Consider the following 15935-nt stretch of genomic DNA (forward strand, 5'->3'; position numbering starts at 1 on the left):
CAAAGTTTACCACTGCTTCCTTTTTAATTCATCTAATCCTTTTATCCAAAATAAATTCGATAACTTTGAATCACCGAAATGTTTAATACAAAAAAGACCCCTTACTTTAACCATTAAGGGGCCTTTTCTTGTTTTTATTTAATTTTAAAAACTATCTAGTTCCTCCTGCCCACCAAACTTTCTCGGTGTAAACATAAGACCCATCTCCAAATGCTTCTCTTACATGTACATTTGCAGAAACATCTGAATTTCCATATCCAAAACGATGAGGGAAAAGATCTTTTTTAGGATGCACTAATGGAACTAAATCGCCATTGCCCATAGCTTGTAAACGTCTAGCATCATTATAATCTTCAATACCTTCATTTTCATAAAAGGAGATATGCTTTTCTACCATGATCTTTTTCAACAAGGCTTTTCCCGTCAAGGTTCCGATTGAAGCAATATAGGTATCGGCTTGTGCTGGAGTAAATGTTACTACTTGCTGTTTTCCATAAGCAGCTTTGATCGCTAAATTTAAAGTGGCTTGCGCTTCTGTGTCTTTACCTAATCTTGCTTGCGCCTCAGCTTTTAAGAATAATAATTCATGATACCCTTGAACGTAAATAGGGTTTTTCTCGCTCATGATTCCTGAAATTGAATACACATTTTGCGCTTCAATTGGATTCGACAAAGCATTATCTAAAGGATTGACAACACCGTTCTTTTTCGTAAAAAACACTGCAGTTCTAGCATCTGAAGCCCCATTGGCAACCAATAAATCATAAAAACTTTTAGCTACGCATAAACCACCTCTATCAGATTCAAAACGAGCATAAGGATTTGGAATTTCAACTTTGGCCAATTTAAACTCATCCGTAGCACTAGTAAACGAAGCATCAACATAATCAATAACTCCTTGATAATTTGGCGCTACCAATGACAAACGCATAGTATATCTTGCTAACAATCCATTGGCCGCTTTGATCCATTTTGAAGAATTTCCTTTGTAAATAAAATCTTGCGTATCTAAACTAGGATAACTAGACGTTTTTCCCAAATTTGCAATACCGTCATTCAATCTTTTAAAAATCTCCTGATAAATTACTTGTTGTTTATCTAATTTAGGTTGGAAATTCTGAATGCTTAACGCTTCACTATGTGGCACATCTCCAAAAAGATCCGTTAACAATGCCAAATTATAAGCATATAGAATTTGAGCAATACCTAAAGTTTGATAATTTCCTTGTTCTGACCCCCCAGGACTACATTTTTCGATAATAATTTTTAATGCTTTTAACTGTCTATAACTTGTATTCCAAGAGTTATTATACGTAGACGATTTCTGTGGTTCACCATCACGAGTTTGCGCTTTAAAGGTCTGATTGTGATTTCCAGCGTTAAGCTCAGAATACACACCGGCATAAAATGAGTTGTCTGCTCCTGTCAATTGAAATGCCGAAGCCACCATGACATCTGTAATGATTAACCTAGTCGGGACGTCGTTAGGCTCATTAGGATTTTTATTAATCTCATCTAATTTATCTTCGGAACAAGACTGAAAGAGTATCAATCCCATTAACGCAAGTATTGTAAATTTTATATTTTTCATCTGTTGATTTTTTTTAAATTAAAAAGTAACACTTAAACCGAAACCATAACTTTGAGCTTGAGGCATGGACCATTGTTCAAAACCACCTGCCATGTTATTATTTCCTTGCGAAGCTTCCGGGTCTAAGTTGGGCATTTTGGACCACAAAAGAATGTTTCTAGCAAAAAGTGAGGCTTTCAAGTCGATTTTGTTGTCTAAAAACTTAGGGAATACATACCCAAAAGTAAGCTCTCTTAATTTCACAAAACTCGCGTCATAAATAGCACTTTCGGTAATATCTACCAATCTTGAATTCAGTTGTTGTGCACCATTAGTACCTAGAACAATATCATTTGGAGTGCCATCGGCTTTTACACCTGGATAAATATACCCTGCAGATCTGTCAGCTGTCGAAGCATCAACTCCATAGTAATTCATCAAGTTATTAGATCCGCTGTACATTTTTCCACCATTTTTCCAATCGAAAGTAGCTCCTAAAGACATTCTTTTGTAACGAATTTGAGTAGAACCACCAAGTGTGAATTTTGGCATTACTTCACCAAGCGCTTTTTCTTCACCGATCATTGGTAATCCATTAGCATCTACCATAATATTGTTGTTGGCATCTCTTTTGTAACTTGTTCCGTAGATCACAGGGAAAGCATCGCCAACATTAGCTCTAATTTGAGGAGACACAAAACCACCTAAAAAGATACTTTCTACTCCAGGAGCCAATTCATCAACAATTGAAACCACTTTAGAGAAGTTAATATTAAAATCCCAGTTAAAATCTTCTGTTCTTACTGGATTCACATTCAATACAATTTCGTGAGCATCTGTATGAATTTTTCCACCATTCGTCATATATGAAGCCGCTCCAACAGAACCCGCTAAAGGCACAGCAAAAATCTGATCTTTTACATTTTGTCTTGAATACGTATAATCCAAACCAATACGATTTTTGAAGAATCTCAAATCAAAACCAAACTCATAGGATTGGGTATTTTGAGGTTTTAAGTTGGGGTCCGTCAATACAGGATAAGGAATAAAAGAACTCACATCACCCACAGGGAATTGCACTGGAGGATTACCCCAAAAACCACCGCCGTAGCTTGGTCTAGCATAATAATCCGCAACATATCTTCCGGCCTGCCCCACTTCTGCAAATGAAGTTCTAATTTTTGCAAAAGAAATCACAGGACTTTCTTTGATAGCCTCTAATTCTGACAATACAAATCCTAAAGACACTGACGGATATAAGAAATCTCTATTCCCACGCGGCATAGAAGACACAAAATCTTGACGCACTGTCGCTCCTAAAAACAACATGTTTTTATACGATAATTCTCCATTACTAAAGAAACCAACGGTTCTGTATTGATTTCTTCGTTCTTCAGAGGTCACTTTTCTTGCGTTAGCAATAGTTGGCCAACCACCAAAGTTGAATCCTGTACCTAAATCATTATACGTTTTTCTGTTTTCATGATTAAATTCGTTACCCAATAAGACATTGAATTTAAAATCATCATTAATGTCATAACTATAATTTGCCGTAGCTAAAGAGTTCAATACATCGGTAGTAATTCCATACAAATTGGCCTTACTTTGATTACCCGTCAAATCATGTTTACTACCAAATTCAAAAATATCTCTATAATTAGTAGTATAAGAATCCAAACCTAATTGATATCTAATTACTAATTTATGACGTCCATCAACACTGATAACTGGAGAATATTGTACATTTCCATTACCAAAGAAACGATTTGTTTTTTCAGTATTCTCGTTGTGTTGTGCCGCCCAATAAGGGTTGTTAAAGGTGTTTTTTCTGAAAAATACTTGATCATATGGATTTAAAGCCGAAGCCATTCCATTCCCTTTCAAATCATAACTTCTCGGCGCTCCATATACACCAACCAAAGAAGCATCATTTGCTGAAGTACTTTTCGCGATAGACGTTTGAACGTAATTCATGGAAAAACCTGTCTTCCATTCGTTGCTTAATTTCGTCTCTACCACTGCTTTCATGTTGTAACGGTCTAAACCAGTTTCTGGTATCATACCCACTTGATTTGTCGCTCCAACTCCGAAAGAATAGTTAGTTTTTTCTGTAGCTTGACTTACATTGAATGAGTTATTTACAGTTACACCTGTTTGAAAATAATCGTTGATATTATTATAAGCCTTTGGAGCCACCCAAGGATCTAAACCAGCTTTGGCTCTTTGTGGTACATAGTACATTCCCGGTCTAAGCACGCCACCATTATTCGCATTTGCGATATTACCACCATAAGTAGGATCATTAGGCAATTCTGAAATTTTTGGCCCCCAACTTGTAGAAGCATAAGGATTGAACACTCCGTTAGACCCTTGTGCATATTCATTTTGAGTACTTGGCTTTTTAGATACCAATTCAAAACTTGTAGCATTCGAAAATGTATATACAGGCTTACCATCTTTAGCATTTCCTTTACCGCTTTTTGTTGTAATAAGAATTACACCGTTAGAAGCCCTAAGACCATATAACGCAGAAGCTGCTTGACCTTTTAAAACAGATATTGACTCAATATCATTAGGATCAATATCTACCGCTCTATTCGCAGAATCGGAACCTGTTACACTATTCCCTGTGGAATAATCTGCTTGAGAAGCTACAGGCATCCCATCAATAACGTACAAAGGCGTATTATTTCCTGTAAAAGAACGTGCACCACGAATTACAATTTGAGAGGAAGCACCAGGAGCCCCGCTTGAAGGCGTAATTTGAACCCCTGCAAGTTTTCCTTGAAGCGCCCCAGATAAACTGCTGTTACCGCCTTTATTTAAATCTGCTGACTTAATTTCTTGAACCGCATAACCCACAGCACGACTACTCTTTTTTACCCCTAAAGCCGTAACTACCACAGTTTCTAATTCATTTGGCGCTTCAGACATCAAAACATTTACCGTAGTAGCATTTCCAACAATCACGCTGGTATCTTTAAGCCCCATGAACGAAAACACCAAAACATCACCAGTTTTTGCTTTAATAGAAAAAACACCATCAAAATCAGTTTGAACACCAAAAGAAGTTCCTTTAATAAGTACATTTGCTCCGGGAATTGGCCCTGTGTTATCGGTAACTTTTCCGGTAATCGTTTTCTCTTGTGCAAAGGCAAATTGCATAGAGAAAACGACTAGAAAAGTAAAAATCCATTTAAATTTTAATCTCATGATATTTATTTTTATTAGTAATGTTGCAAAAATTATAAATTATTACTAAAACCACAAGGTTTCACTGAAGCCTTGAAAACACTGAGAATTTAAAAAAAAACACATCTTATTCTTTATTTATGCATTTTTTTGATATTGTATTTATAATCCAAAAAAACGAGAATAATTTAAAATAGTTCTGTTAAAAACTTTACGATATGCTAAGTCCTAATTTTTTCATAAATTTCAACGAAAGCGGTTGCGATGAAGCCGGAAGAGGCTGTCTTGCAGGGCCTGTAACCGCTGCTTCTGTAATCCTCCCATTACATTTTGAAAATAATTTACTTAATGATAGCAAAAAGTTAACAGAAAAGATTCGAAAAAGCCTCAAATCGATCATTGAGAATGAAGCGATATCCTACGCAATTTCCCATATTGAACCGCAAGAAATTGATGATATCAATATTCTAAATGCCTCCATCAAAGCCATGCAAGAATGTGTAGTCAAATTAGATCCGAGACCTAACGCAGTTATCATAGATGGAAATGCACCCTTTATTCCCAAAAAAGGAATCATCACAAAAGGTGTTAAAATTTTTTCAAAAGAAGAAATAGATTTTTTAACAAAGCTTAAAAGCGCAAGTATCACCAAAGGAGATGGAAAATATATGAGTATTGCTGCCGCTTCGATTTTGGCCAAAACCTACAGAGACGAATACATGGATCGTATTCATGAAGAATTCCCAATGTATAATTGGAAAAAAAATAAAGGCTACCCAACGCAAGAACATCGGGCAGCCATTGAAAAACATGGTGTTACCAAATACCACCGCCTGAGTTTTCGATTATTACCCGAACAACTCAAATTAGATTTATAAAAAACTCAAACCAAGGTAGCTTCAAACAAAGTTGTAAAATGTTGCTTAATTTTATGCTTTACCTCAACTTCATCTACCCTATCAACACCAAGCTCTACATTCAAAGAAGTAACCGCTTTTCCGCGAATACCACAAGGTATGATGTTGTCAAAATAACCTAAATCTACATTAACATTTAAGGCAAAACCATGCATGGTCACCCAACGGGAAGCACGCACTCCCATAGCACAAATTTTTCTCGCAAAAGGAGTTCCAACACCTAACCAAACACCAGTTTCCCCCTCACTTCTACCACACTCCAAACCATACTCCTGCAAGGTCAGAATAATAGCTTCCTCGAGAAAACGCAAATATTTATGAATATCTGAGAAAAAATTTTCTAAATCTAAAATAGGATATCCCACAATTTGTCCTGGCCCATGATAAGTAATATCGCCCCCACGATTGATTTTATAAAAAGTAGCCCCTTTTGCTTCTAATTGTGTTTGATTTAAAAGCAAATTACTCATATCACCACTTTTACCTAAAGTATACACATGAGGATGTTCAACAAAGAGCAAATAATTAGGTGTAGGAAAAGTTGTTGCCTCTCTCCTATTTTGAATTTTTAAATCGACAATTCCTTTAAACAATTCCTCTTGGTATTCCCAAGTTGCTTTATAATCTTTACTACCTAAATCTTGAAGTTGGATATTTTTATTCATGTTCTATTTTCTAAAATTCTACTTCAATATTCAATTTTTCAGGGGTATCCATATATTCTGAAAAGGGATATTGAATGGTAATGGTTTTTCTGTCTTCGCTAAACAACGCGGCAGTATTAGAAACTTTCTTAACAGGCTTTGCGAAATGATATTTTACGATATAAGTGGAAGAAGCAAAAATCATTTTATTCATTTCGGCTGTTTCTTCATTTAGTGCTGCTTTTTTTTCTTTATTCAAAACCGCAATTCTAGAAAATTTATTTCCTTTAAAAGAATAAGACAACGTGGAATTATTGTTTGCCAATCCTTCAGATGGAATACCAGCACCAAATTCATTAGTTTTATTGACTTTGTTTTGAAGTGAACTCATTGCATTAATAGCCACCATTGCATCTTGCAATTCTGAGACGCTCTTGAAATTAGTTTGCAACGAAAACAAAAACTGTTTTTGCTCTTGATTCATTTGCATACGCATCTTGAAATTTTCTAATTTTTTCAGTTGCTGTTGCTCCAAAACTGGCAATTTTGCAATACTGTCTTTATTATCCGCTAAAAGTTGTTTAAAGGTAAAAATTGAATCAATGCTCTTCTCGTTTTTTAAAGAATCTTTTGGCATCATGGCCATCAAACTGGAACCATCTAAATCAACATTGAATTTTCCAGAGCCATCAGCATCTACATAAATATTTTCTGTAACGGTACAACTCGTCAACATCAACGTCACGCCCAAGATTAAAAACATTATCGATTTCATATGTACTATTTTAATGTGAACTTGGTAAAAAGTATGCTATCATCATATACTTAGGTATGCATTTTCTATCCCTCTTTTTATCTGTGCCAAAGATACTAAAACCCGAGGCATACTTTCATAGAAGAAAAAATCTTTATCAATTCCATCCAATTATTCTTCAAAAACGATGACAACTGATGTACTACTGGGATCAAATAAACTTTCAAGTAAACCAAAAGAGATTTCAACTGACTTCTTATCAGCACTAACTTTGGCATCTGGGATTGAAACTGATTTTATTTTTTTTGCAAAATGATAACTAAGCGTTAGCCTTTGATGAATCCTTTTGTCACCAAATTGCTTCTTATAGTTATTGATTGTTGCTTGTTGTTTTTTTAACTGCTGCACGTCGTTTATGGTTACCATTCTTTTGAACTCATTTGACGACAACTGAAAAGCAACTTTATAATAATGCTCTTCGGCACTTAGCGCATAATTGTGAACAATATCACTGACATATTCTTGTGTTTTATACAAATCAGCGATTTGATTGGTTTGAAGAAAATTTTGCGTAAAAGTAGTACGAAATTCCTTTTCAAAAGAATTCTTTTTAATATGCACTTTCACACCATTGTATGCATTAAAAACAGCTTTATCTTGAGCAGTTAGCTTAGAAAAAGTCTCGGAATGTTTTGAAATATAATCATCAAAAACATAAGTGGTATCTTCAAAAACTTCATTTTTATTGTACTCTTCACCTGCCAATTGCTGATAGCTCTGCTCCACGCGAAGCATTTCGACCACGATGGTTCCACTTCCATCTGCATTAAAATGAAGGGTCTCTGTAACTTGACAACCTAAAAAAAGCATCCCAAAAAGGCATACTAAAAGTAATTTCATTCGCTTCATAGTTCAAATATAATTTTCAAATATAAAGAAATACCTTATACAAAATCATCAATTCACCTAATCAATCACGATTTAACAAGTCCAATAAGCATAATTTTTTTCAATTAAAAACACTTTAAACAGTAAAAACTATAAAAGAAAAAATAAATTTGTAAACCCTTAATCTTAAAACTAACCTATGAATCAAATTTTAAAAAGTACTCCGCATTATTTCTTGTTATTGGTGGTATTAACCCTATTCACAAGCTGTGAAACTGAAGTAAATTACAAGAATTACCAACCTAATTATTTATCAAGTATAGACGCTACACAATTGCCTGCAGGTAATAAACCTATTACGATGTTTGAGGACACCGAGGATCCTGCAAAAATGTATGACAAAAAGGATCGTTGGTTTAGGGTTAACGAGCCACTTCAAGTAATTCAAAAAGGAAAAGATTCTATACAGATTTCCTTATATTCCCCTGTTGCTTTGACAGACGTAAAAGTGTATGCTAAACTTCCTAATTATGAAAATAAATTCGTGCTTTTTCACTTTAGTAAAATCCCTGCGTTTCATCGTTCGGTTCATCAAATTCCTTTAGTCGCCGGCAAAAACGATTATTTATTAGAAAATGGAAAAACCGTAACTATAGACAAAATCGAAGGATTTTCATCAGGATCTATAGAATTTTTTGTCGCTTCCACAGACCCTTTGTTTGCCAAATTCAAAAAAATAAAATCCAATCATTTAGTGCAATTTCACGATGGCTATCACCTCAATGAATTAGGAAAATTTCTTCCTATGAACCCGGTTTTGGCCAAAGAAGCCATAACAATGATCATCAATTACTCCTATGCCTTAAGTCATCCTTTATATTATCAAACCTTTACCAATTTTGACAAATACAAGCAAGAACAAGCCACTTTAGCAGGAACCCCAATAAATGGCGCTCTTGATTGGCACGGCAATGCTGACGATGTAAATGGTGTTTATGATTATTACACCAAACAAGAAATTGAGAAAATTTACTGGAATTATGTAGATTCAAGAACCGTTTACCTAGCTATGGTTGGTGGAGCTGCTGCCTTAGGAGGAGGACCTTTGGCTTCACAATGGGAATCAGGGTACGTTACAGGACATTGGATAGGCGAAATGTCAGTTTGGTCACACGAATATTCTCATCATATCGGTTTTAGTCATAGTAGCAATTTAGCCAATAGTGGTGAAGGAGGTGGACAACAAGAAATGTTAGCTAATTTGTATAAATATTTGATTTATCTAAATGACCTCCCTTTTCTTGATCCTGAAATCCTCAAAAGCTGGACAAAAATCACCTATTTAAACAAAAAAGATTACAAAAAACCCGTTTTCAAAATCAGCCCAAACAACCCTTTCTTACTTAAATACAAAGGAGAAGGAAAATGGAATTAAATTCAAAAATAACTATGAAAAATTATATATATTTAGCTTTCTTATTCGTTTTTGCTAGTTGCAGTAAAGATTCAGATGCCGTCTATGAACCTACGAATCATTCCTATTATTATTTAAGTAACGAAACCAATATCAAGGCCAATCAAATCATTGGAGGAAATGGTACCTTGGAAGCTAACGCTATCACTATAGCCAATAACAAATTATACATTTGCAACGGTGATGTACTTGAAATATTTGACGCTACTACTTTAGCTTATCTTTCGAGTATAAAAAATTTCACTAAAGGAACCACGACCATTCCTTTTACAAAATTATCTTCCATTTCTATAGACAACAACCGAATTTACCTTGGCAGCATTGATTCTAGAATTTTTGTTTTGGATGAAAAAACATTATCTGGCATCAACACCATTGGAAATGGACAATGGTGGCAAACTTTTGTTCACGTTTTTGGGCTAAAAGCAAAAGATGGTTACCTTTTTGTCAAAGAAAAGAACAACAGTATCAAAGTGTTCCCAACGGCCCAAATTACCGAAACTAGCAATTGGAACTTAGCTCCCATCGCAAAATTAAACACCCTTAAAGGCGGAACAGAAATTTATTCCATGGATGTCTCGAATGGAAATTTAATCGTAGCCGGACAAAGCGCCAATGGATTTTTGCATTACAATATAAAAGACATTGAGAAAAACGCAACTAGTTCACTGACTGTTCCTATTTTACCAAATACTAAAACATTAACTGATAACCTTCCTTTATCTGTGGCATTCAGCGATGAATGGGCTATAACAACTGAAAAAATAAAAGGGACCAACTATATTCGTTTGTATCCAAAAAACATTTTTTTAGATCAAAACTACACACCAACCATCAACAATTCGGATATTATGGGAGAAAATGCGTTTAACTCCATTACTAATTGTGCCTTGCTAAAAGACCGTTTGTTTGTAGCCGACAACACCAATCAAGTAATACGAGTTTTAAAACTAAACAAAGTTACTATTGCGGAACAAAAATAAAATTTGTCGATTTTTAAGGAATCAATTGGTGTTTTCATTTCCAAAACCAGACGTTTTAAAATAACAGAAAGTCAAATAACTGTTCCAAAAAATCTAAAATCTAAAATCCGAAGTCCGCATTCTTTTCTTATCTTTGCGGACTTAAAATTCAGAACAAAATGGCCTTATCAGAACAAGAAATTATCCGAAGAGAAAAACTACAAAGTTTACGTAATCTGGGCATTAACCCTTATCCTGCACAACTTTTTCCAGTAAATCATACTTCAAAGCAAATAAAAGAAAGCTTTGAAGAAGGCAAGAAAGTAATCGTAGCAGGGCGTTTAATGAGCGTTAGAGATCAAGGAAAAGCTTGTTTTGCTGAATTACAAGATAGCGAAGGACGTATACAATTGTACGTAAATCGCGATGTCTTATGCCCAGAAGAAGATAAAACGTTATACAATCAAGTTTTTAAAAAATTAACCGATTTAGGCGATTTTATTGGTATTGAAGGAGAATTGTTTACCACCAAAGTGGGGGCACAATGTATTCGCGTAGATGTGTTCACCTTTTTGAGCAAAACCTTACGTCCTTTACCCTTACCAAAAATCGACGAAGACGGAAAAATTCACGATGCGTTCAACGATGCTGAATTGCGTTACAGAATGCGTTATGTAGATTTGACCGTAAACCAACACGTAAAAGAAACCTTCATCAAGAGAACCAAATTGTTCACAGCGATGCGAACCTTCTTTAACGAAGCTGGGTATTTAGAAGTAGAAACTCCTGTTTTGCAATCCATTCCTGGTGGTGCAGCAGCAAGACCATTTATAACGCATCACAACTCCTTAGACATTCCATTGTATATGCGAATTGCCAATGAATTGTATTTGAAAAGACTAATCGTTGGAGGATTTGATGGTGTGTACGAATTCTCAAAAAATTTCCGTAACGAAGGAATGGACAGAACCCATAATCCTGAATTTACCGCTATGGAAATTTATGTAGCCTACAAAGACTACAACTGGATGATGGAATTTACAGAGCAATTATTGGACTATTGCGCAACGGCTGTAAACGGTACAAGCGAAGTGACTTTTGGCGAACACACTATCAATTTCAAAGCGCCTTATGCTCGTGTAACCATGACCGATGCGATTAAGCATTTTACAGGTTTTGATATTTCTGGAAAAAGCGAAGTCGAATTGTTTGAAGCTGCCAAAGGAATGGGCATTGAAGTGGATGAAACTATGGGGAAAGGAAAATTGATTGACGAAATTTTTGGCGCAAAATGCGAAGGAAATTATATTCAGCCAACGTTCATTACTGATTATCCAAAAGAAATGTCGCCATTGTGTAAAGAACACCGTGATAATCCTGAATTAACAGAGCGTTTCGAATTGATGGTTTGCGGAAAAGAAATCGCCAATGCCTACTCAGAATTGAACGACCCAATTGACCAAAGAGAACGTTTTGAAGACCAAATGCGTTTGGCTGAAAAAGGAGATGATGAGGCAAACGGAACTATTGACGAAGATTTCTTGAGAGCACTAGAATACGGAATGCCACCAACCTCTGGATTAGGAATTGGAATGGACCGTTTGATGATGTTCTTGACCAATAATGCCTCTATTCAGGAAGTGCTTTTGTTCCCACAAATGCGACCAGAAAAGAAAAAAGCAACTGTAGAATTAGAAGCTGATGAAAAAGTAATTGTTGCCATTTTACAAGCCAATGACAATCAAATGGAATTTAGTTTACTAAAAATCAAATCCGAATTGAGTGGCAAAAAATGGGACAAAGCGATGAAAAACCTTTCCGCACTTGGAATGACCGAAGTTGTGGTTGATGGTGATGTAAAAGCTTGCCGATTGAAGGAGTAATCGTTTCTTAATCATAAAAACAAACCCGATAATTTTACCTATTATCGGGTTTGTTGTTTCTATTCAAATTACTTCTTTACCTCTTTAATATGCTTGGATCGCAACTTATTGTCTTTGGCATATTTTTGCAACTGTACTCCAGCTTCTATTATTCGATCAGAAGACAAAATAGTAGCACCATTGGCTACTAATTGATAATACAACACATCGCCTTTCGCTGCGGCGCTTTTATCAATATTTCCCATAGTCCCAACGATACAGCTGATGTTTCGGCTGTGTAAATACCCATACACTTCGGGATTAGGCGCTGAAGTTCCCACAAAAGCAACCATTTTATCTGCTTTTACGCCTAAAGCTTCCATACGTTCCACATCCTCTTTGCCTCTTGCCGAAACAGAAATCATCAAATCAGGAGCCAAACGGGCTGCCTCAGCGGCTTGATTGGCATTGTACGTAATAATTACCGAATAAGCTTCTGCTTTGTTGCGACGAACTGCATCAACAATCATCTGCATCGGTACTCCTTTTTTGATATCCAAGTTAAAAATTACTTTCCCTTTTCCCCATTGCAACACCTGATCTAAAGTTTCTATTTTATAAGGTGTCGTTTTTCCTTGCGTATCTTTTAAATTAAAAGCTTGTAATGCATCATAAGTATAATTCCCAATCAATCCCGTTCCCGTGGTGGTTCGATCCAATTTATCATCATGCATCATCACCAAAACCGAATCTTTACTTAAGGCGATATCCGTTTCGATTATCAAAGGAGTATACCCAATAGCATTCTGAAAGGTCGCCGTACAATTTTCTGGAAAACCTGGCATTGGACCACCGCGATGCGCACTCACAAGTGGATAGGACTTTTCGGAATAGGTTAGAAATTTTTGTAATTCTTTAACCGAGTTAAAATTAATTCTGAACTCTTTTTCTTGTGCCTGCAAGTGAAAAGCAAAGAAAAGAATCCATAAAAAACACCATCTATTTTTCATTTTTTACATTTTAAATTCAAAAATATCAAATTGAAATCCCAAACATTTCCTCTTTTTAAAAACTTTAAGAAAACAAAAACTCATTAAGTTATTAACAATCCATGGAGGATAATCTAGTAAACCTAACAAATTCAGTCCTTCCAAACGTATTTTAAATGAGCATAAAAAAAACTCAAAACTGACAAATATCAGTTTTCTAGACAAGCTTTAGCGGTAAAATTGCAGTATACAAAAACAAATTCCAACACAAACATATACTACTGATTTCAAATTGTTTACCAAAAACGATTTGGGATTTTTATGTTTCCAATTAAAATTTCAGAAGCCAAAAAAGCTTCTTTAGCACACGCAGATATTTAACAACTTTTTACAAATAAAACTTTCGCAATCATGGAAAAATACGTTATCAAACGAAATGGAGAATACAAACCTTTTGAAACTTTCAAAATCAAAGATGCTATTGAAAAAAGTTTTAATAGCGTACATTCTGCTATTGATGAGCAAGTCTATGAAAAAGTAATGGACGAGCTAGACGCAATGACAACTTGGTCAGTGGAAGAAATTCAAGACTGCATCGAAAAAATACTTTTTGAGAACAAACATTTTGATGTCATGCGCTCTTTTATGCTTTTTAGACATACGCGTAAATTACAACGTGAGCATACAGAAGGCATCAACGAAAATACCACTTATGTGGACAGCACCCAAACTATTGACGAATATATCCATCAAACCGATTGGCGCATCAATGCCAATGCTAATACTTCCTACTCCAATGCTGGTTTAGTAAACAATGTAGCTGGAAAAATCATTGCCAATTATTGGTTAGATAAAGTCTACACCAAACAAGAAGGCTACGCACATAGAAACGGAGACATTCACATTCACGATCTCGATTGCTTGACCGGCTATTGCGCTGGTTGGAGTTTGAGAGTACTTTTAAACGAAGGCTTCAACGGTGTTCGCGGACGTGTAGAAAGTAGACCACCCGCTCATTTTAGAGAAGCCTTAGGGCAAATGGCTAACTTTTTAGGGATTTTGCAAAGCGAATGGGCCGGCGCACAAGCCTTCAGCTCTTTCGATACCTATTTGGCTCCTTATGTTTTCAAAGACAATTTATCGTTTGACGAAGTACTCAAGGCCGTTCGTAGCTTTGTTTACAACTTAAATGTACCGGCTCGTTGGGGACAATCTCCCTTTACTAACATCACCTTGGACTGGGTCGTACCTGAAGATTTGAAAACACAAATCCCTACCAAAAAAGACCATCACTTTTTTGAAAACGAAACGGGAGCCGATCTTTTAGAACGTGCCAAAGCAAGAGGCGTGAATGCAGTCAACGAATTGCGTTACGAACATTTCCAACCCGAAATGAACCTCATCAACAAAGCCTATTATACCGTAATGACCGAAGGTGATGCTAATGGACAACCCTTTACTTTCCCTATCCCAACGGTAAACATCACCGAAGAATTTGATTGGGACGGAGAAAATACCGAATTATTGTTCGAAAATACCGCCAAAATTGGATCCTCTTATTTCCAAAACTTCATCGGAAGTCAATATGTACTAGACGAAAACGGAAACAAAGAAGAAAACCCAAATGCCTATAAACCCAACGCCGTTCGAAGCATGTGTTGTCGTTTACAACTCGATTTACGTGAGCTGTTAAAACGTGGCAACGGACTATTCGGTAGTGCTGAAATGACCGGAAGTATTGGTGTAGTCACCATCAATATGGCGCGTTTGGGCTATTTATACAAAGGCAACAAAGCTGGTTTAATCGAACAGTTGGACAACTTATTATACATTTCCAAATCTACTTTAGAAAAGAAAAGAGTCTTCATTCAAGAAATGTACGACCGTGGCTTGTTCCCATACACCAAACGTTATTTGACGCATTTCCGCAACCATTTCTCCACCATCGGAGTGAACGGTATGAACGAAATGATCCTCAATTTCAGCAACAATACCGATACAATCACCACACCAACCGGCATCGAATTTGCCGGTGAAATTTTGGAACACATCCGTAACCGAATGAAAGAATTCCAAGAAAGTACCGGAAACTTGTACAATCTAGAAGCCACACCCGCCGAAGGAACCACCTACCGTTTTGCCAAAGAAGACAAAAAACGCTTTGCAGACATCCTCCAAGCCGGAGAAGGTGACAATTACTATTACACCAATAGTTCACAAATCCCAGCCGATCATACCGAAGATCCTTTCGAAGCCCTTTATTTACAAGACGGCCTACAATGCAAATACACCGGCGGCACCGTGTTACACTTGTACATGAGCGAAAAAATCAGCTCCTCCGATGCCTGTAAACAATTCGTCAAAAAAGTAATTTCCAATTTCAAATTGCCCTACATCACCGTAACCCCCGTATTCAGCGTTTGCCCCGTACACGGTTACTTGAATGGCGAACACGAATATTGCCCAAAATGTGACGAAGCTTTAATTCAAGAAAAAGAAGTACAATTAGCAAATTAAGGAGCAGCAATCAATAGGCATTTTCAGCCCACATCGTCCCGCTCTTCGCTACAATCCCCGCCGAAAAAAGCGGGGGATTTTCACTGCGATCGGGGCTAAAGAGCCACAAAGTGCACTTTTGGAAACATCCAAAAACTTTAAACCTTAAACTTTAAACAATCTAAAA

At 36.2% G+C, this 15935-nt stretch carries 11 protein-coding genes; 5 read left to right on the forward strand and 6 right to left on the reverse strand.

Annotated elements, in window-relative coordinates:
* Positions 1–151: 151 nt before the first annotated feature.
* Together ACSVH7_RS13705 and ACSVH7_RS13710 are read right to left on the reverse strand one after the other, a co-directional pair.
* Positions 152–1591 (reverse strand): SusD/RagB family nutrient-binding outer membrane lipoprotein, encoded by a 1440-nt coding sequence (locus ACSVH7_RS13705; protein ID WP_438067256.1) that lies wholly within the window; start codon positions 1589–1591, stop codon positions 152–154.
* An 18-nt stretch (positions 1592–1609) separates the two neighbouring features.
* Positions 1610–4783 carry a SusC/RagA family TonB-linked outer membrane protein gene (locus tag ACSVH7_RS13710; RefSeq protein ID WP_438067257.1) on the reverse strand — a complete coding sequence of 1058 codons (3174 nt, stop codon included), beginning with the start codon at positions 4781–4783 and terminating at the stop codon, positions 1610–1612.
* Positions 4784–4980: 197 nt separating this feature from the next.
* Here ACSVH7_RS13710 and ACSVH7_RS13715 point away from each other — a divergent pair, with 197 nt between their 5' ends.
* Entirely contained in the window at positions 4981–5640 is a 660-nt protein-coding gene (locus ACSVH7_RS13715) for a ribonuclease HII (protein ID WP_438067258.1), read from the forward strand.
* Positions 5641–5645: 5 nt separating this feature from the next.
* Here the strand turns inward: ACSVH7_RS13715 and lipB are convergent, their stop codons facing one another.
* The 3 genes from lipB to ACSVH7_RS13730 all read right to left on the reverse strand — a co-directional run bounded on the left by lipB (position 5646) and on the right by ACSVH7_RS13730 (position 7977).
* Positions 5646–6344 carry a lipoyl(octanoyl) transferase LipB gene (gene lipB / locus ACSVH7_RS13720; protein WP_438067259.1) on the reverse strand — a complete coding sequence of 233 codons (699 nt, stop codon included), beginning with the start codon at positions 6342–6344 and terminating at the stop codon, positions 5646–5648.
* Between the two features lie 10 nt (positions 6345–6354).
* On the reverse strand, positions 6355–7098 hold the full coding sequence (locus tag ACSVH7_RS13725; protein WP_438067260.1) for a hypothetical protein: 744 nt from the start codon (positions 7096–7098) through the stop codon (positions 6355–6357).
* Between the two features lie 150 nt (positions 7099–7248).
* On the reverse strand, positions 7249–7977 hold the full coding sequence (locus ACSVH7_RS13730; protein WP_438067261.1) for a hypothetical protein: 729 nt from the start codon (positions 7975–7977) through the stop codon (positions 7249–7251).
* 187 nt (positions 7978–8164) lie between these two features.
* Between ACSVH7_RS13730 and ACSVH7_RS13735 the strand changes: the two genes are divergently transcribed.
* The 3 genes from ACSVH7_RS13735 to lysS all read left to right on the forward strand — a co-directional run bounded on the left by ACSVH7_RS13735 (position 8165) and on the right by lysS (position 12284).
* Complete coding sequence (locus ACSVH7_RS13735) at positions 8165–9400, forward strand: hypothetical protein (RefSeq protein ID WP_438067262.1); 1236 nt, start codon at positions 8165–8167, stop codon at positions 9398–9400.
* Positions 9401–9414: 14 nt separating this feature from the next.
* Positions 9415–10422, forward strand: a complete 1008-nt coding sequence (locus ACSVH7_RS13740; protein WP_438067263.1) for a hypothetical protein — start codon at positions 9415–9417, stop codon at positions 10420–10422.
* Between the two features lie 158 nt (positions 10423–10580).
* A complete protein-coding gene (gene lysS, locus ACSVH7_RS13745) occupies positions 10581–12284 on the forward strand; it encodes a lysine--tRNA ligase (RefSeq protein WP_438067264.1) in 1704 nt (567 codons plus the stop codon).
* A 68-nt stretch (positions 12285–12352) separates the two neighbouring features.
* Here lysS and ACSVH7_RS13750 read toward each other — a convergent pair whose 3' ends face one another.
* A complete protein-coding gene (locus ACSVH7_RS13750) occupies positions 12353–13273 on the reverse strand; it encodes a glycerophosphodiester phosphodiesterase family protein (protein WP_438067265.1) in 921 nt (306 codons plus the stop codon).
* Positions 13274–13663: 390 nt separating this feature from the next.
* Between ACSVH7_RS13750 and ACSVH7_RS13755 the strand changes: the two genes are divergently transcribed.
* Positions 13664–15769 carry a ribonucleoside triphosphate reductase gene (locus ACSVH7_RS13755; protein ID WP_438067266.1) on the forward strand — a complete coding sequence of 702 codons (2106 nt, stop codon included), beginning with the start codon at positions 13664–13666 and terminating at the stop codon, positions 15767–15769.
* Positions 15770–15935: the final 166 nt, after the last annotated feature.

Origin of the sequence: Flavobacterium sp. TSSA_36, assembly GCF_051547165.1 — a bacterium.
GTDB lineage: Bacteria > Bacteroidota > Bacteroidia > Flavobacteriales > Flavobacteriaceae > Flavobacterium.